At 59.6% G+C, this 25513-nt stretch carries 23 protein-coding genes; all 23 read right to left on the bottom strand.

Annotated features, from left to right (window positions below):
* Nucleotides 1-2 precede the first annotated feature (2 nt).
* The 23 genes from fliI to ACOYXH_RS04300 all read right to left on the bottom strand — a co-directional run bounded on the left by fliI (nucleotide 3) and on the right by ACOYXH_RS04300 (nucleotide 25461).
* On the bottom strand, nucleotides 3-1361 hold the full coding sequence (gene fliI, locus ACOYXH_RS04410) for a flagellar protein export ATPase FliI (RefSeq protein WP_116254413.1): 1359 nt from the start codon (nucleotides 1359-1361) through the stop codon (nucleotides 3-5).
* Nucleotides 1351-2157 (bottom strand): flagellar assembly protein FliH, encoded by an 807-nt coding sequence (fliH, locus tag ACOYXH_RS04405; protein ID WP_460410283.1) that lies wholly within the window; start codon nucleotides 2155-2157, stop codon nucleotides 1351-1353. Before fliH ends, fliI begins: the two co-directional genes overlap by 11 nt.
* Nucleotides 2158-2161: 4 nt before the next feature.
* Nucleotides 2162-3181, bottom strand: coding sequence for a flagellar motor switch protein FliG (gene fliG, locus ACOYXH_RS04400; RefSeq protein ID WP_016771079.1), 1020 nt, complete (start codon nucleotides 3179-3181; stop codon nucleotides 2162-2164).
* Nucleotides 3174-4961 (bottom strand): flagellar basal-body MS-ring/collar protein FliF, encoded by a 1788-nt coding sequence (fliF, locus tag ACOYXH_RS04395; protein WP_095050177.1) that lies wholly within the window; start codon nucleotides 4959-4961, stop codon nucleotides 3174-3176. The genes fliG and fliF overlap by 8 nt, the downstream gene beginning before the upstream one ends.
* A 15-nt stretch (nucleotides 4962-4976) precedes the next feature.
* Complete coding sequence (fliE, locus tag ACOYXH_RS04390; protein ID WP_038363826.1) at nucleotides 4977-5306, bottom strand: flagellar hook-basal body complex protein FliE; 330 nt, start codon at nucleotides 5304-5306, stop codon at nucleotides 4977-4979.
* A 128-nt stretch (nucleotides 5307-5434) separates the two neighbouring features.
* Nucleotides 5435-6826 (bottom strand): sigma-54-dependent transcriptional regulator, encoded by a 1392-nt coding sequence (locus tag ACOYXH_RS04385; RefSeq protein WP_460410282.1) that lies wholly within the window; start codon nucleotides 6824-6826, stop codon nucleotides 5435-5437.
* Between the two features lie 5 nt (nucleotides 6827-6831).
* Entirely contained in the window at nucleotides 6832-8025 is a 1194-nt protein-coding gene (locus ACOYXH_RS04380; protein ID WP_175559666.1) for a sensor histidine kinase, read from the bottom strand.
* Between the two features lie 125 nt (nucleotides 8026-8150).
* Nucleotides 8151-9626, bottom strand: coding sequence for a sigma-54 dependent transcriptional regulator (locus tag ACOYXH_RS04375; protein ID WP_007920053.1), 1476 nt, complete (start codon nucleotides 9624-9626; stop codon nucleotides 8151-8153).
* 172 nt (nucleotides 9627-9798) lie between these two features.
* Nucleotides 9799-10095: a hypothetical protein gene (locus ACOYXH_RS04370; protein WP_016984299.1), complete on the bottom strand. Its 297-nt coding sequence runs from the start codon at nucleotides 10093-10095 to the stop codon at nucleotides 9799-9801.
* An 11-nt stretch (nucleotides 10096-10106) separates the two neighbouring features.
* Nucleotides 10107-10505 (bottom strand): flagellar export chaperone FliS, encoded by a 399-nt coding sequence (gene fliS, locus ACOYXH_RS04365; protein WP_093439698.1) that lies wholly within the window; start codon nucleotides 10503-10505, stop codon nucleotides 10107-10109.
* 129 nt (nucleotides 10506-10634) lie between these two features.
* Nucleotides 10635-12077: a flagellar filament capping protein FliD gene (gene fliD, locus ACOYXH_RS04360; protein WP_095126505.1), complete on the bottom strand. Its 1443-nt coding sequence runs from the start codon at nucleotides 12075-12077 to the stop codon at nucleotides 10635-10637.
* 82 nt (nucleotides 12078-12159) lie between these two features.
* Complete coding sequence (locus ACOYXH_RS04355) at nucleotides 12160-12516, bottom strand: flagellar protein FlaG (RefSeq protein ID WP_007920057.1); 357 nt, start codon at nucleotides 12514-12516, stop codon at nucleotides 12160-12162.
* 72 nt (nucleotides 12517-12588) lie between these two features.
* Nucleotides 12589-13440, bottom strand: a complete 852-nt coding sequence (locus ACOYXH_RS04350) for a flagellin domain-containing protein (RefSeq protein ID WP_007920059.1) — start codon at nucleotides 13438-13440, stop codon at nucleotides 12589-12591.
* A 242-nt stretch (nucleotides 13441-13682) separates the two neighbouring features.
* On the bottom strand, nucleotides 13683-13949 hold the full coding sequence (locus tag ACOYXH_RS04345) for a hypothetical protein (RefSeq protein WP_095050173.1): 267 nt from the start codon (nucleotides 13947-13949) through the stop codon (nucleotides 13683-13685).
* On the bottom strand, nucleotides 13946-15235 hold the full coding sequence (locus ACOYXH_RS04340; RefSeq protein WP_095126504.1) for a motility associated factor glycosyltransferase family protein: 1290 nt from the start codon (nucleotides 15233-15235) through the stop codon (nucleotides 13946-13948). The genes ACOYXH_RS04345 and ACOYXH_RS04340 overlap by 4 nt, the downstream gene beginning before the upstream one ends.
* 87 nt (nucleotides 15236-15322) lie before the next feature.
* Nucleotides 15323-16249, bottom strand: coding sequence for a ketoacyl-ACP synthase III (locus tag ACOYXH_RS04335; protein ID WP_007920064.1), 927 nt, complete (start codon nucleotides 16247-16249; stop codon nucleotides 15323-15325).
* Nucleotides 16250-16475: 226 nt separating this feature from the next.
* Nucleotides 16476-17528 carry a pseudaminic acid synthase gene (gene pseI / locus ACOYXH_RS04330; protein WP_095050171.1) on the bottom strand — a complete coding sequence of 351 codons (1053 nt, stop codon included), beginning with the start codon at nucleotides 17526-17528 and terminating at the stop codon, nucleotides 16476-16478.
* Nucleotides 17521-19026: a UDP-2,4-diacetamido-2,4,6-trideoxy-beta-L-altropyranose hydrolase gene (pseG, locus tag ACOYXH_RS04325; RefSeq protein ID WP_460410281.1), complete on the bottom strand. Its 1506-nt coding sequence runs from the start codon at nucleotides 19024-19026 to the stop codon at nucleotides 17521-17523. The genes pseI and pseG overlap by 8 nt, the downstream gene beginning before the upstream one ends.
* Nucleotides 19023-19718, bottom strand: coding sequence for a pseudaminic acid cytidylyltransferase (pseF, locus tag ACOYXH_RS04320; protein WP_258709432.1), 696 nt, complete (start codon nucleotides 19716-19718; stop codon nucleotides 19023-19025). The genes pseG and pseF overlap by 4 nt, the downstream gene beginning before the upstream one ends.
* Nucleotides 19715-20335 carry a pseudaminic acid biosynthesis-associated methylase gene (locus ACOYXH_RS04315; protein ID WP_220558320.1) on the bottom strand — a complete coding sequence of 207 codons (621 nt, stop codon included), beginning with the start codon at nucleotides 20333-20335 and terminating at the stop codon, nucleotides 19715-19717. Before ACOYXH_RS04315 ends, pseF begins: the two co-directional genes overlap by 4 nt.
* A 31-nt stretch (nucleotides 20336-20366) precedes the next feature.
* A complete protein-coding gene (gene pseC / locus ACOYXH_RS04310) occupies nucleotides 20367-21524 on the bottom strand; it encodes a UDP-4-amino-4,6-dideoxy-N-acetyl-beta-L-altrosamine transaminase (protein WP_220558319.1) in 1158 nt (385 codons plus the stop codon).
* Nucleotides 21521-22522 carry a UDP-N-acetylglucosamine 4,6-dehydratase (inverting) gene (gene pseB / locus ACOYXH_RS04305; protein ID WP_258709430.1) on the bottom strand — a complete coding sequence of 334 codons (1002 nt, stop codon included), beginning with the start codon at nucleotides 22520-22522 and terminating at the stop codon, nucleotides 21521-21523. Before pseB ends, pseC begins: the two co-directional genes overlap by 4 nt.
* Nucleotides 22523-22545: 23 nt before the next feature.
* Complete coding sequence (locus tag ACOYXH_RS04300; protein ID WP_460410280.1) at nucleotides 22546-25461, bottom strand: TIGR00180 family glycosyltransferase; 2916 nt, start codon at nucleotides 25459-25461, stop codon at nucleotides 22546-22548.
* Between the last annotated feature and the right edge of the window lie 52 nt (nucleotides 25462-25513).

Raw genomic sequence — 25513 nt, 5'->3', positions numbered from 1 at the left:
GGTTACCCGCCCGCCGCAGGGGCGAACAAGGTCTCGAGATAGGCCTGGCTTTCACCCATGTTGATTTTGTCGTTGAGGCCCTGACGCTGGTAGCGCACTAACTGCGGTTGCAGGGAAATCGCCAGATCGGTCTCGCGGTCGCCGCCGGCAACGTAGGCGCCGACACTGATCAGATCGCGGCTCTGCTGATAACGCGACCACAACTGTTTGAAGTACTGCGCGCGCTGCATATGTTCCGGCGAGACCACCGCCGGCATTACCCGGCTGATCGACGCTTCGATGTCGATGGCCGGATAGTGCCCTTCCTCAGCCAGACGTCGGGACAGCACGATGTGACCATCAAGTACGCCTCGAGCCGAGTCGGCAATCGGGTCCTGCTGGTCATCGCCTTCGGACAACACCGTATAGAACGCGGTAATCGAACCACCGCCCTTCTCCGCATTACCGGCACGCTCAACCAGTTTCGGCAATTTGGCGAACACCGACGGCGGATACCCCTTGGTTGCCGGCGGTTCGCCGATGGCCAAGGCGATTTCCCGCTGCGCCTGGGCGAAACGGGTCAGCGAATCCATCAGCAGCAGGACGTTCTTGCCCTTGTCGCGGAAATACTCGGCAATTCGCGTGCAATACATGGCGGCGCGCAGACGCATCAGCGGCGCATCGTCCGCAGGGGATGCGACGACCACGGAACGCTTGAGACCTTCTTCACCGAGGATGTGCTCGATGAATTCCTTAACTTCTCGACCCCGCTCACCGATCAGGCCAACGACGATAATGTCGGCCTCGGTGAAGCGGGTCATCATGCCCAGCAACACCGATTTACCGACACCGGTACCGGCGAACAGACCCAAACGCTGGCCGCGACCGACCGTCAGCAAACCGTTGATGCAACGGATACCAACATCCAGCGGTACGCTGATCGGGTCACGGTTGAGCGGGTTGATCGTCGGGCCGTCCATTGGCACCCAGTCTTCGGCCTTCATCCCGCCCTTGCCGTCCAGCGCACGACCGGCGCCGTCGAGGACGCGCCCGAGCATGCTCATGCCCATCGGCAAGCGGCCGGTTTCAGCCAGCGGCACCACGCGGGCACCGGGAGCGATACCGGCGACACTGCCGACCGGCATCAGGAATACTTTGCCGCCGGAAAACCCCATGACTTCCGCTTCGACCTGGGACGGGTGATAGCTGTCGTCATTGATTACCAGGCAACGCGTGCCCATGGCGGCGCGCAGGCCTTCGGCTTCGAGGGTGAGGCCGACCATACGCAGCAGGCGACCTTCAAGAATCGGCGCGCCGGCAATCTCGGTGGCCTCAGCGTAAGTGCTCAGGCGCTTGGCGAAACTGGTGCGTTCAAGGCGCATCGGGTTCGTCCGCGAGCGGCTCTTCAGGCGTGGCCGCCGGTTTTACATCTTCTGGAATGTCCAGAGTCAAATCCGCCTCGGCCGGGTGCAAAGCCTGCTCGTGCAACTGATCGAACAGTTTGGCCATGACCTGAGCGACGCGGGTTTCGATGCTGGCATCGATGCGGCTGTGCTCGGTTTCAACCCGGCAGCCACCCGGCAACAGCGCTTCGTCTTCGACAATGCGCCAGGTTTCCTCATGACGTTCGCGCAAAGCCTTGGCCTGCTCGAAGTCCTGCGGATTGACGTACAGACGCACATTCTCGACACCCAGCGGCAACAGCTTGAGCGCATCGCGCATGACGTGTTCGATCTGGCTGGAATCGATGGCCAGCTCGCGCTTGATCACCTGTTTGGTGATGTGCTGCACGAGGTCGACCAGTGATTTCTCAATCTGGGTGTCTTGCTCGGCGATCGGCTCGAACAGGTTCGCCATCAGTTGCTCAAGGCTGGCCAGCTTCGCCGCCAACGCCACTTCAGCTTCCTGACGAACCTTGAGCGTGGCGCTGTGAAAGCCTTCTTTCTCGCCGATGCCAAAGCCCTCGTTGTAAGCCTCCTGACGGATGCTTTCGAGTTCTTCCAGGGTCAGTGGCTGGACTTCTTCCAGCGGCACCTCTTCCATTTCCGGCGGTTCGGGTTCCGGCTCGGGCTCGGGTTCCGGCTTCGGCGGGTCGAAGCTGGGCATGGCCCAGGATTCGAAACCACGGACATCGCGGGCACGGATCAGATCCGTCACATCGTCGTCGTGCTTGTCCATGGGCTTAGATCATTTCCTCGCCGCCTTTGCCACCGAGTACGATCTCGCCGGCTTCGGCCATACGACGGGCAATGGTGAGGATTTCTTTCTGCGCGGTTTCGACATCGCTGACGCGCACCGGGCCTTTGGCCTCGAGGTCGTCGCGCAACAGTTCGGCAGCACGTTTGGACATGTTCTTGAAGATCTTCTCTTTGACGCCTTCGTCCGAACCCTTGAGGGCCAGCACCAGCACGTCCGAGGACACTTCGCGCAGCAACGCCTGAATGCCACGGTCGTCGACATCGGCGAGGTTGTTGAACACGAACATGAGGTCTTCGATCTGACCGGACAGGTCTTCGTCGACTTCGCGGATCGAGTCCATGAGCTGGCCTTCGATCGAGCTGTCGAGGAAGTTCATGATGTCTGCCGCACGCTTGATGCCGCCCAGGGTGGTGCGCGAGGCATTCGAGTTGCCGGAGAACTGCTTCTCGAGAATCTGGTTCAGCTCTTTCAGTGCTGCTGGTTGTACGGTGTTCAACGACGAGACGCGCAGGATGATGTCCAGACGCACCTTGTGGTCGAAGTTGCCCAGCACTTCACCGGCCTGATCCGGGTCGAGGTACGCCACCACGATCGCCTGAATCTGCGGGTGTTCGTAACGGATCACGTCGGCAACGGCGCGTGGCTCCATCCATTTCAGGCTGTCGAGGCCACTGGTGTTGCCACCGAGCAGGATGCGGTCGATCAGGCCGTTGGCCTTGTCTTCGCCCAATGCCTGGGTGAGCATTTTGCGCACGTAGTCGTCGGAACCGACGCCGAGGCTGGTCTGGTCGCCGACGATGTCGACGAACTCGCTCATGACCTGCTCGACCTGCTCGCGATGGACATTGCCCATCTGGGCCATGGCCACGCCGACACGCTGAACCTCTTTCGGGCCCATGTGGCGCAGCACTTGTGCGGCGTCGGTCGAACCCAGGGACAGCAGCAGAATCGCGGCTTTGTCGACCTTGGTCAGTTTGACGGTAGCGGCTCGGTTATCACTCATCTGCGTTAATCCACTCTTTCACGACCTGAGCCACGCGACCCGGATCCTCGGCCACCAGACTCTTGATTGCATTCAGTTGCGCGTCATAACCCTCACTTGGGCTCGGCAACAGAATGCTCTGCGGACCACCGAGGCTTACGCGGTCGTTGGCCAGGTCGCCGTCCAGGCCGCCCATCCCACCGAGTTCCACGTCGCTGCCAAGACCGGCCAGCTCCTTGCCTTTGCCGCCGCCGGTGATGTTGTTGAGCACCGGACGCAGCACACCAAACACCAGCACCAGGATGAACAACACACCCAGCACTTGTTTGACGATGTCCCAGAACCATGGCTGGGAGTAGAACGGAATATCGGCAATCACTTCGCCGCGCTCGGCGGAGAACGGCATGTTGATCACGCTGACGCTGTCGCCACGGCTGGCGTCGAAACCGACGGCGTCCTGGACCAGACGGGTGAAACGCGCCAATTCGTCGGCGCTCCACGGCGCGCGTGTGGTTTCGCCGTTGGCCGCGTTGACCTTGACCTGATCGTCGACCACCACCGACACCGACAGACGATTCAGGCGACCCTGCTGCTGTTTGGTGTGGCTGATGGAACGGTCGAGTTCGAAGTTCTTGGTCGATTGTTGACGCTTGTCTGCCGGGTATGGCGCGAGCATCGGCTGGCCGGTGGCCGGGTCCATGATCTGCTGACCGTTGGCATCAACCAACGGCTGGCCTGGCTGCACCATAGCGGCCGGCGCTGCGGCGCCACCGGTGGTTTGCGGCGCCGAGGCTGGCGACGGCGGCTGGTTGCTCAGAGCACCCGGCACACCTTGCGGGCCATTGCTGGCGGTGCGTTGTTCGTTGACCGACTGCTCGCTGCGCAACGCCGGTTGATCCGGGTTGAACTGCTCGGCAGTCGACTCGACGGCATTGAAATCGATGTCGGCCGAGACCTCAGCCTTGTAGCGATCATTGCCCAATACCGGCTGCAGAATGTTGTGCACGCGCTGGGTGAGCATGCTTTCCATGCGGCGGCTGTAATCGAACTGCTTGCCGGCCATGGTCATTTCGGAGTTCTCCGCCTGATCAGAGAGCAGGTTGCCCTTCTGGTCGACGACGGTGATCTGCGACTTGCTCAATTCAGGAACGGAGGTGGCCACCAGGTTGATGATCGCCACCACCTGACCCGGCTCCAGCGAACGACCGGAATACAACTCGACCAAAACCGAAGCACTTGGCTTGCGTTCATCTCGCACGAACACCGAACTCTTCGGAATCGCCAGGTGCACGCGGGCACCCTTGACGTTGTTCAGGCTGGAGATGGTCCGCGCCAGTTCACCTTCGAGGCCACGACGGTAGCGCGTCGCTTCCATGAACTGACTGGTGCCCAGCCCCTGTTCCTTGTCGAGGATTTCAAAACCGATGTTGCCGTCGCTGGGAGTGACACCAGCAGCGGCGAGTTTCATCCGCGCACGGGACAGGTCATCGGCCTTGACCAGCAAGGCGCCGGAGTTCGGTTCGACGGTGTAAGGAATGTCAGCAGAGGCCAGGGTGTCCATGACCTGCTTGGCGTCCATGCCGGCAAGGCTGCCGTACAACGGACGGTAATCCGGCTGCTGCGACCACAGCACCACGGCAAAGCCAATCGCCACGCTCGCAGCCAGGCCGACCAACAGGCCCACCTGACGCAGCATGGTCATCTCGGAGAGGTTTTCCAGGAAGGACAAGCCGAACAGCGGCGGTTTGCCGTCTATTGGGGTGGCCTTGGCCGGAACGTTATCGGCGACTGCTTCTGCCATGACTCAATCTCGTCCTTATACCGGCATCTGCATGATGTCTTGATAAGCCTGAACCAGCTTGTTGCGTACCTGGGTCAGAGCCTGGAACGACACGCTGGCTTTTTGCGAAGCGACCATCACGTCCGTCAGATCGACGCCGCTCTTGCCCACTTCGAATGCGTTGGCCAACTGAGTCGACGCCTGCTGGGTATCGCTGACCTTGTTGATCGCCTGACCGAGCATGTCGGAAAAGCTGCTGCCCGCCAGTTCAGGGACAGCGGTCGTCGATTTCGGTGCAGACATGGCGTCCAGTTTCATGGCCTTCATGTCCATCATCAACCGATTAAATTCAATACCTTGGCTCATGGTCTACTCTCTTGGGCGGCCCGCAATTTTTTGACACTCACTCGGCGGGTACACAGGTATTAGCAACAAGGGTGCCAGCTCATGGGCACCCCTTTCAGAAAAGCGTTTTCAAATCGTTGCGCCAGACGTCAGGTGGCGAACAGATAACCTTCGACGTCCATTCCGGCATCGCGCATTTGCGCCAGCTTGTAGCGCAGGGTGCGCGGGCTGATACCGAGCTTTTCCGCCGCTTCTTTACGTCGGCCGCGCTCGGCACGCAGGGTGTCGATGATCATCTGAAACTCCCGGCGGCGCAGGTCATCGCCCAGTGCACCGGCCGAATCCGCTTCGATTTCAACCTCGCGAAGCACCGCTGACACCGGCGCGACGACGGGCATCGTGGTGTACGTCACGGGACCGGCCAGACAGAAATCCTGCGGCTGAATCAAGCCGCCCTGCTGCAAGATCAGAGCACGCTGAATGGCGTTATCCAGCTCACGCACATTGCCCGGCCACGGGTAAGCGGTCAGGCACGTCTGCGCTTCAGGCGAGAGTTTCGCCGCCGCGTGCTTCATTTTATTGACGTGTTTGGCCAGCAACCTTTCGGCCAGCGGCAGGATATCGGCAGTGCGTTCGCGAAGTGGACGCCAGGCCAAGGGGAAAACCGACAGACGGTAAAAAAGGTCTTCACGGAACCGCCCCGCCGCCACCTCGCCCGCCAGATCGCGGTTGGTGGTGGCGACCACGCGAATATCCAGAGCAATCGGTTTACGTGCCCCGACGCGCTCGACCTCGCGCTCCTGCAACACACGCAGCAGTTTGGCTTGCAGGCCGAGGGGCATTTCGGAGATTTCGTCGAGCAACAGCGTGCCACCGTCGGCTTGTTCGAACTTGCCGGCTTGTGCGGCAATGGCGCCCGTGAACGAACCCTTCTCGTGGCCGAACAACGTGGCTTCGAGCATGTTGTCCGGGATCGCCGCGCAGTTAATCGCGATGAACGGCTGACTGGAGCGATGGGATTGCTGATGAATGTAACGCGCCAGCACTTCTTTACCGGTGCCGGATTCGCCAGAGATCAGCACCGTGGAATCGCTGCGCGCCACCCGCGCTGCCAGCTCCAGCAACTGCGCACTGGCCGGCTCGACGGCCACCGGACCGTCGCCGTCGCTTGTACCAATACTGCCTAGCGCATGCCGTGCCACCAGATCCAGCAAGGCCTTGGGTTCAAACGGCTTGACCAGATAGTCGGCCGCGCCCTGGCGCATCGCATCGACCGCACGCTCGACCGCGCCGTGCGCCGTCATCAGCAACACCGGCAATTGCGGTTGGCGGGCCCGCAACAGCGAGAGCAACTGGTGACCGTCCATGCCCGGCATGTTGACGTCGCTGACCACCAGATTGAACGCCTCACGAGCCACCGCCGTCAGCGCGTCTTCAGCGCAACTGACCGCGTGGTAATCGTGCCCGGCCAGCAACAACGTATCGGCCAGCGCCTCGCGCAATGAGCGGTCATCCTCGACCAGCAAAACCTTGATGCCCATGTCTTTTACTCAGCTCCGTGTACAGCGGAAAACAGCGGCAGGATCACCTGCGCGCACGTGCCGCGCCCGACCCGCGAACGCAGCAGCAATTCTCCCTGATGCGCACGGGCCACAGCCTTGACCACGGTCAGGCCGAGGCCGGTGCCGGTGACTTTGGTGGTAAAAAATGGCTCGCCGAGCCGCGCCAGAACCGCAGGCTCGATGCCGCTGCCACTGTCGCTGATACTCAGATGCAGGTTGTTGTCACGGGTGTAGCAATGCACTTTCAGGCGGACGTCGCCGACACTGGCCTGAATGGCGTTTTCGATCAGGTTCAGCAGCGCTCCGACCAGCGTGTCGCGGTTGCACAGCAGCTCACCGGCATGACTGTCGCACTGCCAGCGGATGGGCAGATCCTGGACATGCGTCAGCGCCGCCGCTTGCAGAGCCTGCATCAAGGTGTTCGGGGTCAGGCGATCGGTCAGCGGCAACTCACCGCGAGCGAAGACCAGCATGTCGCGCACCTGGTGCTCCAGCTCGTGCAGGCGCTCTTTCAGGCGCCCGGCGAAACGCTGTTGGGTAGCGACCGGCAATTGCTGCTCAGTCAAATGACTGGCGTAGAGCAAAGCGGCTGACAGCGGCGTGCGGATCTGATGGGCCAGCGAGGCGACCATGCGCCCCAGCGAGGACAAGCGCTCGTGGCGTGCCAGTTGATCTTGCAGATGACGGGTTTCTGTCAGGTCGTTGAGCAGCACCAGTTGCCCCGGCTCGGCATCCAGCGAACGGGTGGCGATCGACAGGCGTCGACCATTTTTCAAGGAAACTTCATGACCGTCGTCTTCACGCGGGGCAAAGCAACGCGCAATCACATGGCGCCACAGCTCGCCCTCAAGCGGCAAGCCGAGCAGTTCGATAGCGGCAGGATTAGATTCGCGCACCATGCCGTGACCGTCGATGACGATGACGCCACCGGGCAACAGATCAAGGAGATTTTGCAGGCGGTTGGCCAAGCGTTCTTTTTCCGCCAGCTCCTGCATGCGCTGGGCACTGACGACTGCGAGCTCACCCTTCAGCTCGGTCACCCGCGCTTCAAGCATGCTGTAGGAGTCCGTCAGCTGGCTGGACATCTGGCTGAACAGCTCGAATGCCTGCTCCAGGCCCTGTCGGCTTGCCTGCTCTACGGAGGACGGCTGCCCCTCGGGACTGGAGGCAGTAGACATCTGGGCGTGGGGCATTGTGCTTTCTCGCTTGGCTGACCGTCAGTTAAACGGAACGTTGCGAGGGCTGTAGCAATACCCGTGCCTAAAAAAAACTGCTTATAAATGAAGCAGTTGAAAAACAGGCGTCAATCCTCCGCCTGTTCATCTCCATCGCGCCGGCTCATGCCGTACTTGCGCATCTTCTCCACCAGGGTGGTGCGACGGATACGCAGGCGTTCAGCCGCACGCGCCACAATGCCATTGGCATCGTCCAGCGCCTGCTGAATCAGGCCTTGCTCCAGACCACCGAGGTAGTCTTTCAGGTCCAGGCCTTCCGGCGGCAGCATGGCGTTGGCGGTGAAGTCCGGCGTATGGCCGTTGATCGCCACGCGCTCTTCAAGATCGCTGCGCAGGCTGTCGACCATTTGCTCGTCCTCGTCGTCGACGTAGCGGAATTTCTTCGGCAACTCGACCACGCCGATCACCCCGTACGGATGCATGATCGCCATGCGCTCCACCAGGTTGGCCAGCTCGCGGACGTTGCCCGGCCAGCCGTGACGGCACAGCGACATGATCGCTGCCGAGTTGAAACGGATCGAACCGCGCTTCTCGTGCTCCATGCGCGAGATCAGTTCGTTCATCAGCAACGGAATGTCTTCGACGCGCTCACGCAGCGGCGCCATCTCGATCGGGAACACGTTCAGGCGATAGTAAAGGTCTTCGCGGAAGGTGCCGATCTCGATCATGCTTTCGAGATTCTTGTGGGTCGCGGCGATGATGCGCACATCAACGCTCTGGGTCTTGTTGCTGCCCACGCGTTCGAAGGTGCGCTCCTGCAGGACGCGCAGCAGTTTGACCTGCATCGGCAGCGGCATGTCGCCGATTTCGTCGAGGAACAGCGTACCGCCATTGGCCAGTTCGAAGCGGCCGGCACGGCTGGTGATCGCTCCGGTGAAAGCACCCTTCTCGTGACCGAACAATTCGCTTTCGAGCAGCTCTGCCGGGATCGCCCCGCAGTTGACCGGCACGAACGGTGCGTCGCGGCGCTTGGAATGGTAATGCAGGTTGCGCGCAACCACTTCCTTGCCAGTGCCGGACTCACCGAGGATCAGCACGCTGGCATCGGTGTCGGCGACTTGCTGCATCATCTGGCGCACGTGCTGAATCGCACGGCTGGTGCCGACAAGGCTGCGGAACAGATTGGGTTCGCGATGACGGCCGCGCTCGCGTGCCTGGTCGTACATCTCGCGATAGACCTGAGCACGGTGCAGGGAGTCAAGCAATTTGCTGTAGCTGGGAGGCATTTCGAGGGTCGAAAGCACTCGGCGACGCTGGTCTTCAGGCAAGTCAACGGAAGAATTATCGCCCATCAACAAAACCGGAAGGAACTCATCCCAGGTTGAGAGTGTCTTTAGCAAGCCCAAAAGCGCACCAGGAGCATTAACCGTCCCGATCAGTACGCAAATGACCTCACGACTAGACGACAATGAGCCGACTGCCTGCTGCCAGTCATGGCTGCCGCAGGGTAAATTTTCTTCGCCAAGAAAATTTAGAATCACCGCCAAGTCGCGGCGGCGGACGCTATCGTCATCGATCAGCAGAATTTTGGTTTCACGCCACATGCAATAGCAACTTCCCTAGTCAACTCAATGCCCAAAATAAGGGGCAAGCGAGACGCTTGCAGGACACCATGTGCCTGTAGACGCCTGAAATCTGAAAACAGCCACTAGTTAAGTCAAAAAACCGTGCACAGTCAAATTTATGGCGCACATGTCTGGATTAACTGGAGGTTAATTAACCAAACAGATGGTAAACCTTTGCCGCCTTTTGCGCTTGCGTGATCTGCGACATCTCATTGGCTATCGCCTGCCGCTCACCCATGGCCACCTCAAGAAGCTCCTTGTAGACGTGGAGCAACTCCTCAAGGTTGTCGCGCAACGCGACCTCGTCCAGCGCAGCCTCAGCCATGACGTCTTCCATGCAGGAACGGCAAGCCAGATCCAGTTCACCAATGGCTTCCCAATTGCGTTCAGCGAGAGCAGTAACCAACGCTTCTCGGGTATCGGCGATTCGCTGCAATACAAGACTCATGACGATCTCCTTTAAAACTGCGGAGCAGGCACAGGGGCAATAGCATCCCAGCCTTCCTTGACCGTGCTCAGCAAGCCGGCAACCTCATCAAGAATGCGCAGGTCGCTGCTGATGTTCGCCTCGGCGAGGCGCTTCATCATGTAGATATACAGCCCATCCAGATCAGCCAGGGTATCTGCGCTGTTTTCCAGATCAAGGCCTTCACGCAGACCGCTGACAATGCCAATCGCCTTGCTGATCGAAGTGCATTTGCCAGGAATGTCCTTGCGCTCGATGGCGCCTTTGGCCTGAGCAATACGGGCCAGACCACCTTCCATCAACATTTGCACCAGACGGTGCGGACTCGCTTCGGATGTCTGAGCGTGTGCGCCGACTTTCTGATACTGCCGAAGGGCTAACATCGGATTCATGTTCTACCTCATTGCCACAATGACTCGTATAACCAGTGTATCGCCAACGAATCACAGAACTTTAGATCAAAAGACAAAAACCCGGCGCACGCCGATGAAGCGTAGCCGGGTTTTTGTCGTGCCCGCGCGTTACTTCGCGGACTGCTGAGCGTTAAGCGAGCTGAAGAACGACGTAATATTGCTCGCCGTAGCCTTCATCTGCCCTACCAGCAAGTCCATGGCGTTGTACTTGGCAGTCAACGTCTTGGTCAGGTTGGCGACACGCAGATCCAGCGCCAACTGCTGCGACGTGAGGCTGCGGGTGTTGTTGTTCAGAATGGTCATACGCTGATCAAGCAGACCGCTGGTGGTTTTACCATCAGCAGAAGCTTTGAGGTACGGATCGACCGCTTTGCTCATTCGCGCCAACAGACCGTTTTTATCGTCGGTGCCGGAGAACAGCTGCTGCACCTGACCAGTCATGCCTGGCTGAGACATGGCCTTGTTGAAAGCCGTCGCGTCCAGCGTCAGCTTACCGGTGTCGCGATCGGTCATGACGCCGATCTGCGACAGCACACCCAGCTCGCCAGGCGACGAAGTGGTCAATTGGGCACGAATGTCTGCAATCAACGTCCGCGGCAGAGAATCACCGGTAAACGCGGCCTGCACCGTCAACTTGCCATCTTCGTCCGGCGTTGCCTTGGACAGGCTATCGATGGTGGTCTTGAGCGTGTTGAAAGCGTCGACGAATTGCTGAACCGAAGCCTGCAAGCCCTTGGTGTTGGTATCGACAGAGACCTTGACCGCGGTGGGGCTGGCTTCCACCAGGTTCATGGTCAAGCCACTGATGGCGCCGCTCACTGTGTTGCTCTTGCTGGTAACGGCAAGACCATCAATGGTCAGCTTCGCATCCTTGGCAATATCGCCCACAGCCCCTGAGTCACCAGCGGCCGGGGTCGCAGACATGACCTTGGTGCCATCGATTTCCAGACCGGCAATACCACTGACCGTCAGGTCGGAGCCCGCGCCCGTCTTGTTGGAGCTGATCACCAGACGCGAAGCGCCCGAGCTGTCGGTCACGATGTTAGCGGAAACACCGTTGACACCCTGCGCCTTGTTGATGGCATCACGGGTAGTCTGCAAGGTGGCATTGGCCGGAATATCGACATTGTAATCAGTGCCATTCTGACTGATTTTCAGGGTACCACTCGGAATGGCACTGGCCGCGCCGCCGGCAAAGGATGCACTAGCTACTTTCGAGCCGGTGGCCAAGTTATTTACCACGACACTGTATGTGCCCGAAACAGCCGTGTTATCGGAAGTAGCGGTCAGCGTTGTCGGGGTAGACGAGGTCGCCGCGTAACCGGCAAACGCAGGGTTAGTCTTGCTGCCCAGATCGGTCATTGCCTTCTGGTAGGCCGCCAATGCGTTTTTCAGCGCACCGACACCGGAAATCTTCAGGGTGTTGGTTTTGGTCGCAGAATCGATCTGCGTCTGCTTCGGCGACTTGTCGGCGTTTACCAGCGCGGTCACGATCGCGCCGATGTCCAGACCGGAACCCAGTCCGGAACCCGGTAGAATTGGACTTGCCATGTGCATCTCCCTTCAGATTGTTGCCATTCTTTTGACCGTTACCAGCGTCTTGGGAACGGACAAACATAATTCATGCCAGCTATCAGACTTTGGCGTCAAACAATACGTGACTGGCATTGGCGAGGCTGTCTGCCAGCTTGAGGGCCTCTGCGGAGGGAATCTGTCGAACGACCTCCCCCGTCTCGCTTGCGATCACCTTGACGATGACCTTTCCAGAGTGTTCATCGATGGAAAACTCCAGATTGCGCTTGATCGACTGTACAAACTTTTCGATCTCCTGCACCGCCAGTTTCAATTTGGCGTCGTCCGAATCCTGACTCTTGGCAGCGACCGGCGCTTCAGTCTTGGCAACTTTAGGCGTCTCTGACGGTTTGTCAGCAACCGGCGTTACTGGCTTGGGAGCCGGATAAGACACGTTAAGCTTTACGCTCATGTCCATGCTCATCACCTCCTAACGAAAAAAGCGAGAGAGCGCGACCAGCGCACTCCCCCGCTCAAACTCATTCCGAAATTACTGAAGCAGCTTCAGTACAGCGGAAGGCAGTTGGTTGGCTTGAGCCAGAACAGAGGTCGAAGCCTGTTGCAGGGTTTGCTGCTTGGTCAGGTTAGCAGTCTCTGCGGCGAAGTCGGTATCTTGTACGCGACCTTGTGCAGCAGTGGTGTTCTCGGTGATGTTCTGCAAGTTCTGGATGGTGCTGGTCAGACGGTTTTGCGAAGCACCCAGGCTGGCACGAGTTGCACCGATGGCAGCGATTGCAGCGTCGATCGCGGTGATCGCGTTGTCGATGTTCTGCGAAGCGCCAGTTACGGTAGCACCGGTCAGGGACAGAGTACCGCTACCTACCGACAGGCTTACTGCGTCGAACTTGGAGCTCAGTACCAGGTCGATGTGGTTAGCCGAACCGGTGTTTGCGCCCACTTGCAGGGTCACAGTACCAGCCGAACCGTCCAGCAGGTTTTTGCCGTTCAGGTTGGTCGAAGCCGAGATACGGGTGATCTCGTCGGACATCTGAGCGAATTCAGCGTTGGTAGCGGTCTGGTCAGCAGTGCCGTTGGTACCGTTACGTGCTTTAACAGCCAGTTCACGCATACGCTGCAGGATGTCGGTAGTAGCTTGCAGAGCGCCTTCAGCGGTCTGGGCAACGGAGATACCGTCGTTGGCGTTCTGGATGGCTTGGGTGTTACCACGGATCTGCGAGGACATACGGTTCGAGATCTGCAGGCCAGCGGCGTCGTCTTTAGCGCTGTTGATTTTCAGGCCGGAAGACAGGCGCTGCATCGAAGTCGACAGAGCGTCGGAAGCGCGGTTCAGGTTTTTCTGAACGTTCAACGACGTGGTGTTGGTGTTTACTGTTAAAGCCATGACGAATTCCTCGTTGGTTGGGTACTGCGGCTTCCGGCCCTGGCAACCGCCGGGTATGGCCTAGAGAACCTTCGTAATAGTTATCGTCGGGTTTGCAGGTTGCTTGAGGGCTTTTTGAAAAAAATTTGCCATCACCCTGCCACCCCCGAGAAAACAAAGACTTAGCAGTACGTCAGCCGCGATAAAATGACGTCATAAAACCGACTGCGGCGCAAACCTGCGGGCCAGTGCTGTCGGCCTGCTCAGACCGGAACACTTTCCAGCAACTCGATCAATTCGTACTCCATATAATCAGCCAGCCCCAACCAGTCCTGGCGCTCCTGACATTCGAGCATTTGCATTAACAGCTGCGCCCACACCTGCTGAACCTCTACCGGGGCAGACGCTAAACATTGCTGGGCCTTTTCAAACACATCGACCATCGTCAGCGCCGCCTCGACATCGCGCCCGAGGCGAAACAAACCCGCACACTGGCGACATTCATCCTTACAGAGGCTCAGCGTACTCATTGCACAAACTCCGGGTTGAAGTCGGTTCCGGCGATCAGCGCCCCGGAGCGGCTGCTGTTGAGAAATTCGACCTGTGGATGTGCAGCGATATAGCGCTCCAGCACACACAAATAACCGCGAAAGTTGAGCTGTGTGGTCACCCGCTGACCATGGCCATCGCGCACCCAATGCCGCGCCTGATTCACCGGTGGCCCCAGATCGCCATCGCTCCAGCCCGCGTGAGTCTTGTTCATCGGAAAGGCGAAATCGGCGCCAAATAGCGTGATGCGAGACGCGCCCATTTGCACCGCCAGATCGACCGCCGGATGGATCACGCTGCCGCCGACGTGCAGCAGCGCGCGCGGATGCTGTTCACGCAACCCGGCGTACACCGGACTGGCCGAGTAACCGCCATAGCGCTTGCCCTTCCAGGCCCGCAAAACTTCGGGATCGCTCATGGGCAAATACACCAGCGGGATACCGTCAGACGCCTCGAACGGCAAATGACGGAAGCTGATGCGCTGATCAATGGTCACCACCAGATCCGGAACGATCCCGTGCTCAATCAACGGCCGATACGCCGTGTCGACACAGATGAACAGCGGGCGCTGAGCCTGATTCCGGAGCGCTGCCAATCGTTCAAAGTGCCCTTCCAGAGTCGGCCCGGTAGCGATCACGTAGATCTCGCGATCGGTGCAGGTACCAAACAACTGCGCCACATCGTCATCACCCAGCAGCACCGGCAAGCAGTCCTGCAAGCGCTGTTGAATGAACGGCGACTGCGCGTCGAATTCGCGATTGTTAAAACTCAGATGGACTTCATTGACCAGCCGATCGCGAATCTTCGCGTTGTAGTCATCGGCCAGCAACATCTCGGCAGGCAGGGCAAAAAACGGCGTGAACAAGTCCGGATGATCGGCAGCGTAAAACAACTCGACCCGCGGGTCTTCCAGCCACTGACGCTGATCGAGCAGTTGCACCACCAGCGCAAACAGCGCGCCATTGAGGATGTGCACGTACAAGCGTTGCAATCCCGTCCGCTCAAGCAGCACACCGGGCAAATCACCGAGACCGGTGCCATAGACGTGCAGTTGCGCCTTGTCCGGCAGGCTGGCCGCCTGAATCTGCGCTTCCTGGAGGCGATCGTGACGACTGGTGAGCTGGATGCCGTTGATGCTCAGCGTCGAGCCTAGCCCCTCAACCAATTGAGCCGCAATGGCCGTACTGTCTTGCGCCATCAGTCGTTCGAACAGCGCCGGCCAGCGCCGTTGCAACACCTCGGCATTGGCTTGAAAAAACTCGCTCATGGCGCCTCGCGCTCCCTTCCAGGCAAAAAAATAGCGTTCAAGGTTAACCTTGAACGCTATTTTTGTATCCGCCGTTTTTGCTCGGACTCAAGGGCGATAGATGATCGCCGAGCCCCATGACAGACCGACACCAAAACCGCTCAAGGCAATACGCTGCCAGTCGGAATCGATGACGTGTTTCTCCAGCAGCAACGGAATGCTCGACGACACAGTATTACCGGTCTCGACCATGTCCTTGATGAACTTCTCCGGCTCGCCTTCGAAGCGCCGCGCCACGGCATCGACAATCGCCGCACTGCCTTGGTGAATGCAGAAGGCATCGATGTCATCGGCTTTCAGACCGGAATCGTCGAGCAGTTCGTGCAAGTGTGCCGGGACTTTGAGCAGCGCAAAGTTGAAGACCTGACGACCGTTCATGAAGAACACGCCATCGGTGACTTTCAAGTGCGGTGCACCGGAGCCGTCGGTGCCAAACTTGGCCTTGCCCAGCGCCCAGGTCGGATCTTCACCCATCCACGTAGCGGTTGCGGCATCGCCGAACAGCATGGTGGTGTTGCGGTCTTCCGGATCGACGATTTTCGAGTACGGGTCAGCGGTAATCAGCAGGCCGTTCTTCAGGCCGGCGGCTTCCATGAAGCCCTTGATCGCGTAGATGCCGTAGACATAACCGGAGCAGCCCAGGGAAATGTCGAAGGCCGCCACGTTGGTCGGCAGACCGAGTTTGTCCTGCACGATTGCAGCCGTGTGCGGCAGGCCTTCTTCGTCACCGTTCTGGGTGACGACGATCAAGGCGTCGATCGATTCACGTTTCAGATCCGGGTTGCTGGCAAACAGCGCATTGGCCGCTTCCACGCACAGGTCGGAGGTTTCTTGTTCAGCGTCTTTGCGCGGCAGGAATGCCGAGCCGATCTTGCCAAGGATGAATTCTTCATCCTTCTCGAATTTTGCACCTTGTGCGTAATTGTCCACGCCGGCTACAGGAACGTAGCTCGCAATGCTTTTTATGCCAATCATTACGGCTTCCCAATAAAAAACAGCCCAAGACCACCGCTCGCAAGGATTTCGAGGGGCGCCGACAAACAGAAAACGGCCGCCACAACGGGCAGCCACGGGGAGCGCAAAGGGCTATCACTGGAATCGAAAACGAGCCAGGCGCCATCTCCCCGATCAATACAATACAGTGAAGATGCGCGTTATGACTCGCAGGTCACGCTATTTTGCCGAATCGGTGCAGATCGGGTTATTCGACCAACGACCAGTCCAGCGGTGTGCCGCGCTTGATCGGGGCGCGGGCGCGGCGACCAAGAACAGCGTCGGTGTGCTTGGGCGGCAGACCGAGGCCGGGGCGAATGGCGCGCAGATTGTCCCCGGTAAAGGTGTCACCGGCGGCCATGTCGGCCGTGACATACAGCGAACGGCGATAGACCAACGACTTGCGCTCGGCCTCGGTAACGCCGTAATGCACCTGGCCCATGGCTTGCCAGGCGCGCTCGGTTTCCACCACCAGACTGGCCATTTCCGCCGGTTCCAGGGAGAAACTCGCATCGACGCCACCTGCTGAACGGTCGAGGGTGAAGTGTTTTTCCACCACCGTCGCACCGAGCGCCACGGCGGCCACGGACACACCAACGCCCATCGAGTGATCCGACAGCCCCACTTCGCAACCGAACAATTCGCGCAGATGCGGGATCGTGCGCACGTTGCTGTTGAGCGGGGTCGCCGGATAGGTGCTGGTGCATTTGAGCAGCACCAGATCCTTGCACCCCGCCTCGCGGGCAGCGCGCACGGCTTCATCCAGCTCAGCGATGCTGGCCATGCCGGTGGAGATGATCAGCGGTTTGCCGGTGGCGGCCACACGACGGATCAACGGCAAGTCAGTGTTTTCGAAACTGGCAATCTTGTAGGCCGGCACATCAAGGCTTTCGAGAAAGTCCACGGCGCTGTCATCGAACGGTGTCGAGAACGCGAGCATCCCCAGTTCCTTGGCACGAGCAAAAATCGGCGCATGCCATTCCCACGGTGTATGGGCTTTTTCATACAAATCGTAGAGCGAAGTGCCGGCCCACAGACTGCCCGGATCCTTGATGAAGAACTCACCTTCAGACAAATCCAGCGTCATGGTTTCGGCGGTGTAGGTTTGCAGTTTCAAGGCATGCGCCCCGGCCTTGGCCGCTGCCTCGACGATTTGCAGGGCCACGTCCAGCGACTGGTTATGGTTGCCACTCATCTCGGCGATGATGAAGGGCGGCGCATCGGCACCGATCAAGCGGTTGCCGATCTTGAAACTAGTCATGCGGGTGATCCTTCAAAACACGGGTGAACGTACAGGCACTCTGAGTGAACCCGGCGTCATGAAACACATTCAACGAGGCACGATTGCCCGGCAGTACCTGAGCGGTAATGGCGGTCACTTGCGGCCAGTGGCGGGTGACGAACGCTTCGCCCCGCGTCAGCAGCGCCTTGCCCCAACCCAGGCCGAAACGTCCCTCAAGCAGGTAGATCGAGACTTCGGCTTCAAACCCGCGCAGGTCATAACGCACAACGCCGACCGCGCCGTCGTCCGCCTCGGCGATCAACAACAGGCGTTGCGGATTGCGCAAACTCGCCGTCAACCAGTTCAGGTGCTGCGGCCAATCGATCACGCCGCTGTCCAGCGACCAGCGCCGTACCGTTTCGGCATTGCGCCCATCGAACAGCAACTGCGCGTCATCCAGAGTCGCCGCACGCACCTTGAGCACCGCACCGGCCAGTGCCACCGCGACACGCTCGGCACCCCGCCCGTCGACCAGTTGCCGCGAGCGTTCGGCCAGGCTCTGGCGCAAATAATGATTGCCGCTGACAAAGCCAATTGCGTCGCGCAACTGCTCGACACTGACCTGCTCACGGGCGCCCATGAACACATGCGCGCCCGCCGCGGCCATGACTTCGCCGTTGGCCTGCTGATTGTTCGACACGGCAATACAGATCGTCGGCAACCCCAGCGCCGCCCGCTCCCAACTGGTGCCGCCCCCGGCGCCGATAAACAGATCAGCTTCGGTCATGCGCTGGTAGAAGTTGCTGACAAAACTGTGCAGACGCCAGTTCGGCCGTGTCTCGGCCAAGGCCTGCATCTTGGCCCATGCCGGGTTATCGGCGCCTGCGACGAAGTCCACCTGCAACTCGGGAAAGTCCGCCAGCGCGAGCATCGCGTGGTAGGTTTGCCGCGCGGCATCGAAACCACCGAAATTGACCAATACCCTTCGCGCCGTGGGTTTGATCTCGATGGCCGGGCAGCTGAATTCTTCACGCAACATGGCATAGCGTGGGCCGAGCAAGGTGCGACACCCTTCAGGCAACAGCGGCTGATAATTTTCGTGCAGGCCCGAGAGATTCTGATTGAGCAGCAGATCGACGCTGTAGCGCCGCGTAGCAAGATCATCCACTGCCGCAATCCGTGGCGCCCACCGTCGAGCAGCCGTCTGCCATTGGTGATCGAGGCCGTAGTGATCGACAATCACCCAGTCGAATTCGGCGTGCCCCTCGAGCACCGCAGCCAACGCGTCGATGTCGGCCTGCCACGGCAGCATTGATTCGATGGCCTGCTGTGGATCTTCAGCGGCATAGCGCTCAGGCAGCGCAAAAGTCTCGAAGCCCTCGGCGCGCAAGGCATCAAGGCGATGCCCCGGCAGACAGCGGCAGGCAAACGCGACGTGGCTACCCTGCCCGCGCAACACTCGCGCCAGCGTCAGGCAGCGGGCAATGTGGCCGCTGCCGATGGTTGGCGAGGCGTCGGCGCGAATCAGCACTCTCATTGCAGCTCTCCACCGGCCTTGAGCGCGGCGTATAGGTATTCGGCGCGCTTCCAGTCTTCAAGGGTGTCGATGTCCTGCACCAGATGCCGGGGCAGAATCACCGGCAGGCTGGCTGGCGAATAGAGCACCTCGCCGCGCAACCACGCCTCAGTGCGCCCCCAGTAAAACTGACCGGCGTCCTGAAATGCTTCGGGCAAATCCTGCGAACGTGTATTGCGAAATTCCGGATACAAAGCGCTCAACCCACCCTGCCCGTCCAGCGTCAACGCACGCTGCACCGGAAAACCGAAACTGCACACGGAGAACGCGAAGGACTTGTCTGAACGCTGCTCCAGCAACTCGATGCCCTGGCGCAGATAACGTACCTGCAACAGCGGCGCCGTGGCATACACGCAACAGGCGTAATCGAACGCCGGCAACTGCTGCAAGGCATGCACGATCACTGCCGCCGTGCCGGTGAAATCATCGGCCAAGTCTACCGGGCGCAGAAATGGCACCTGCGCGCCATGGGCTCGCGCCACATCGGCAATTTCAGCATCGTCGGTGCTGACCACAACCTGATCGAACAACCCGGAATCGACCGCGGTGCGGATCGAACGGACAATCATCGGCACGCCGTCGAACGGCAAAAGGTTCTTGCGCGGGATGCGTTTGCTACCGCCACGGGCCGGGATGATTGCAACGTTGCTCAAGGGCGCTTTTCCAACAGGAACCAAGTGATGTCGTCCACAGGAAACTGCGGATCGCGGTGATAGACGAAACCATAATCCAGCAAGTACAAATCGGCATAGCGATCGAGCATTTCACCGGCAAAATCGCGCTTGAACAGCTTGCCGCTGTTGCCACGATAGGACACTTCCACCGGTGCCGGATTGTAATACTCGGCGATCAGGATGTAGCGCTGGCTCAACTCGTACAACTGCGCATAAGCGGTCGGCAACAGCTCCGGGGCCAAGTGAATCAGCACGCCTTTACTCAGGGTCAGGTCGTAGCGGCGCTCGCGCGGGAAGTCGAACAGCGAGCCATGCCAGATCTGGGCAATGTCCAACGCCCGTGCCTGAGCACAGGCGCTGTCGTTGATCTCGACGCCGAACAGCTCACAGCGCGGCAGCAGTTGATGCAATGCCTGCAAATTATTGCCGGCGTTAGTGCCCAGTTCGACCAGGCTCTCGATGCCTGCAGCCCGACTCAGCGCTTTGGCAAACAACGCCAGGTTCGCCGCCACTAGCGGCTGACCGACATTGCGCGCGACGTACTGGTTGCCGAAGTCGCCCTGCCAGAACTTTTCCTGCTCACTCAAATGACGCATTGCAGATACTCATCCTTTGCCTCAGCGGCAATTATTCGGTCAGCCGACGCAATTGCTCGACCACGTAATCCTGTTGCGCATCGCTCAATAGCGGAAACAGCGGCAGGCTGATCGCCTCGGCGTAATAACGCTCGGCCTCGGGGAAATCGCCCTCGGCGAAACCCAGGTCGCGATAGTACGGCTGCAGGTGCACAGGAATGTAGTGCAGATTCACGCCAACACCGACAGCACGCAAGCCTTCAAACACTTGACGATGACTGAGGCCGATGCGGTCGGTCTGCAGCCGAATCACATACAGGTGCCAAGCCGATTCCGCCTCAGGCTGAGAGCTGGGCAACGTCACCGGCAGATACGCCAGCAAGCGATCGTATCGCGCCGCGAGGTCACGACGTCGGGCGATGAAGTCGTCGAGTTTGCTCAGTTGCGACAAACCCAGCGCGGCTTGCAGATCGGTCATGCGGTAATTGAAACCCAGCTCGATCTGCTGGTAGTACCACGGGCCGTGGCTCGGTTCGCTCATCTGCTGTGCATCGCGGGTCATACCGTGGCTGCGCAAACGCTGCAGGCGCTCGGCCAGTTGCGGCCGATTGGTCAGCACCATGCCGCCCTCGGCGCTGGTGATGATTTTCACCGGATGAAAGCTGAACACCGTCATCGCTGCGAATTCACCGCAGCCGACCGGCCGCCCGGCGTAGGACGCACCGACCGCGTGAGACGCATCTTCGATCACGGTGAAGTTGTAGCGCTCGGCCAGTTCGGCAATCTTGCGCATGTCGCAGCTCTGCCCGGAGAACGCCACCGCTACTAGCACTTTGGGCAAAGTGCCGTCCTGCTCGGCTTGATCGAGTTTCGCTTCGAGGGCGAACGCATCAAGGTTCCAGGTCAGCGGATCAATGTCGACGAAGTCAACTTCGGCAGCGCAATAACGTCCACAGTTGGCCGAGGCAAGAAAGGTGTTCGGCGTCGTCCACAATCGATCACCCGGCCCCAGGCCAGCGGCCAGACAGGCAATGTGCAACGCCGCCGTGGCGTTGCACACCGCGACGGCGAAGTCAGCCTGGCAACGCTCGGCCATTGCCTGTTCGAAACGCTCAATGCTCGGCCCTTGGGTCAGCCAGTCCGACTGCAGCACTTGGACGACGGCATCGATGTCTGCCTGATCGAGGCTCTGCCGACCGTAGGGAATCATGCCGAGAGCTTCGCGTGCAGATCAGCGATCTGCCCGACCGAAAGGAAATGCGAATTGGTGTCGGAGCGGTACTCGAAATCCTCGCTCACGGCACGCCCCTGCTCGCCGAGTTTGTCGACGGCAAAATCGACATCGACGCTGGTAAAGCGAATCGACGGCTGGATGGTGTAGTGATCTTCGAACTCGAGGGTCATCCGCGCATCGTCCAGCGGCACCATCAATTCATGGAGCTTCTCGCCGGGACGAATGCCGACGTTCTTGTGCGGCAGGTGTTCAGCCATGCCGCGCGCCAGATCGACAATGCGGATCGACGGAATCTTCGGCACAAACACTTCACCGCCGTGCATCCGCGCAAAGCTGTCGAGGACGAATTGCACGCCGTGGTCGAGGGTGATCCAGAACCGCGTCATGCGTTCGTCAGTGATCGGCAGTTCCTGTGCGCCATCGGCGATCAGTTTGCTGAAGAACGGCACCACCGAACCACGGGAACCGGCAACATTGCCGTAGCGCACCACGGCAAACCGGGTTTCCTGCTCGCCGGCAATGTTGTTGGCGGCGACGAACAATTTGTCCGAGAGCAACTTGGTCGCGCCGTACAGGTTGATCGGGCTGGCGGCTTTGTCGGTCGACAGCGCCACAACCTTTTTCACGCCATTGTCGATGGCGGCGGCAATGATGTTCTCCGCGCCATTGACGTTGGTGCGAATGCATTCGGTCGGGTTGTATTCCGCCGCCGGCACTTGCTTCAACGCCGCGGCATGCACCACGTAGTCGATGCCGCGCATGGCCTGACGCAGACGGTCAGCGTCACGCACGTCACCAATGAAATAACGCATGCACGGCGCGTTGAACGTCTGCTGCATTTCGTACTGCTTCAACTCGTCACGGGAGAACACCACCACGCGCTTGGGCTGGTATTGCTCGAGCAGGCGCGTGATGAATTTGCGCCCGAACGAACCTGTGCCGCCGGAGATGAAAATCGATTTACCGTTGAACATATGCTGATTCCTGTCCGGCGCGCTTAAGCGAGCAACTGTGCCCAGTTGATCGAGGCATTTTCACCCAGGGTGAAACCTTTGCCGCTCAGCGCCAGGTTGGCGTTGTAAGCCGGGTCCTGCGCGAAGACGCCGCTCCATTTCTCACGCAGTGCCGCCAGCGCTTCTGGCGCCTGCGGCAACTCGCCGGTATGCAGCACCTGCACCAACGGCGTCCACACGGTGAGGTAGCCGGCCTGACTCGCCTTGAGGCACAGATCGACATCGGCATAACCCTCGACGAACGTCACTTCATCCAGCCCGCCAAGCGCGTTGAACAGCTCTTTGCGCACCATCAGGCAGACCTTCGACACGGCCGAGTAGTTCTGCTCGACGGCCAAGCGATGCATGTAGCCGTCTGCTGTGTGACTTTCGCCGATGAAGGCCGAACCCACGCCGTCGTTCAGGCCAAGAATCAAGCCGGCCTGGGCCACCTTGCCGTCACGGTCGACCAATTTCGCACCGACGATGCCCACTTCCGGACGCTGGGCGTGGTTGAGCAGCGAATCGATCCAGTTCGGGTTGACAACTTCACTGTCTGCGGCCAACAGCACCAGATACTCACCTTGAGCCTGCTCGCTGGCGGCGTTGTACAGCGCGACTTCGCTCAGCGGCTGATCGGCACGCAACACATTGACTTTGGCGTGGCGCAGCGTGCCCAGCCAGTCGTTGACCGCTGCCGATTGATTGGCGTTTGCCGCCAGCAACACTTCATAACGACTGTAACGGGTTCTGAGCAACACGCCTTCCAGGCAGCGGCGCAGCACTGGCAGATCATCGATGACCGGCACAATGATCGAAACCAGTGGCTGCTCGGTGTGGCGGTAATCGATTTGCCAGGTGCCCGGCGCTGTCGACGTGACCTTGGCCTTGTAGCCGCGATTGCCCAGATGACGCAGCAACGCCTGACGTTCGTGGGCGTTTTCTTCAAGCTCTGCCGCCTGAGTGATCAGCAACGGCTCGTCGAGATGCGCCAGACCGTCGAGGCCACCCTGCTCGATGATGCGCAACAGCAGGTCGAATTCCAGCGCTTTGCTGAAGTCAGCCTGATATCCGCCGGCTTCAAGCAACACTTCGCGGCGGATCAACCAATGGCGCGCCATCAGTGCCGGCACGCTTTGCAGCAGATCCAGGTTGAAACCCGGACGGAACACGTCAACCAGCGCGCCATTGTCCTTGCGCTGGATTTCATCGGTGGCCACCGCACGCACACCTTCGGCCGACATCAGCTCCAGACTGGCGCGCAACAGGCCGCTGGCGGTGAACTGGTCACCCGCTTCACCCAGCAGTAACCAATCGCTTGGCGACTGCTGAGCGCTCTGGTTGAGCTTGTCGACAAAGTTGCTTTGGGTGACACGAACAAAGTGCAGGGTGTTTTGTGCCGTCGTCGCCGTCGGTGCTTCGCCGGTGGTGAACACGACAATCCTGAACGCTTTGCAGTGACCTTCCAGCAGGCTGTCGAGCGACACCTGCAACTTGTCGATGTCGTTGTCCAGATCGAGCAGGAAAATGCCGAATTGCGGGCCACCGCCTTCAGTCGCCAGATGTTGGCCTATCGACTCGAGTTGTTCGATCGTCGGCGCGCGAGCCGCCAGCCACTGCAACAGGCGACCGGACTTCATTTTGCCGAAGACTGGCTGATGATCTTCGACCAGTAGCGCTTCGAGACGGGCGATCCACTCGCGCATGGCTTGCGCAGCGTTTTCGTCGCCGACGATGTCCAGTTGGGTCGCCAGACGTTTGACCACGGTCAGGTTGAACGCATTCAGATCATGGGCCTGCCACAACCGGTCAACCACACTTTCCGCCGTGTCGTTATTGCGCGCCTGCAACAGGTGCGCTTGACGGGCCCACACGCCTTCCAGTCCTTCCAGTTGCATGCGACCGGCCGGCAGGGTGTGCAACATGAATTCGAACTGCTCCAGACGCTCAAAGAATGCCTGGTTGTAGAACGGCATTTCAACGTACTGCAGCGGGCCAAAACGACGATCCGGCGCCTTCAGTTCCTGGTTCCAGGTCGATTCGATAATCAGCTCGGCAGTCAGCGCCCGCCCGGCCTTCAGGCTGTCGGCCATTGCCTCGAAACTCTCCAGGGCAAAGGCCTTGGCCTGCCCTGCATCCAGCCCTTCGATAGCGGTAGGCAGCGAGACGAGAAACTCGGCAAACGCCTCCCGTTCGGCGACCGATTTGGCGTCAACGTAGGTCAGCGAGTGATACACATCGGTATTGTGCTCGGAGACACCGTAGTTGATCTCGCGCACAACGTACGGAATCGGCAGGATGCGGGCCTTGGCACTGGCCAGCAGGTAGTAGACGTGGCCGATTTCCTGCCACTGGAAATTGGTCCCCGGCGGCAACGTCGAGTGCCAGTTTTTCATCAGATCAGTACGGGTCACCGCGTAGAACGGCGGGATGTACTGGTTCATGTAGTCGAGGACGCGATCCTGCGCCCGCTCGGACGCATAGTCTTCCTGGACTTTCTTGTCGCGGCGGTAGTAGTTCACGCCATGGGCCAATGACAGGTACATCAGGCAATAGCCGTGGCACATGCCGTAGTCAGGGTTGGCATGCAGGAAACCGACGGACTCTGCCAGCGAATCATGCAGGATGAAATCGTCGTCGGCCGCCAGCACCATGTATGGCGTGGTCAGTTTCTCCACGCCATACGCCAGTTTGGCCTGCATGCCCCAGTAGGCGAACTGCGGCACATGGTGGTAATCGACGGCGTCAAAGTCGCCTTCAGGTCGTTCGAGTGTCGAATCGAGCACCATGATTCTGCAGGGCAAGCTGCTGTAATACTTCACCGCCCGGCGCAAAAACGCCGGCCGATTGTGAGTAATCAGGACGACGGTCAATAGCTCTTCGAGCGGTAGCGCCAGTTCAGAACTGTACTTGCCTTGCATAACTTCTCTCCACAACCGGCGACTCGCCGAAACAACGCTTGGTGATGTTGCG

The sequence above is a fragment of the Pseudomonas sp. Mb7 genome (genome assembly GCF_054790525.1).
Note: the sequence above shows the minus strand (reverse complement) of the source record. Positions and strands in the feature narration are given on the sequence as shown.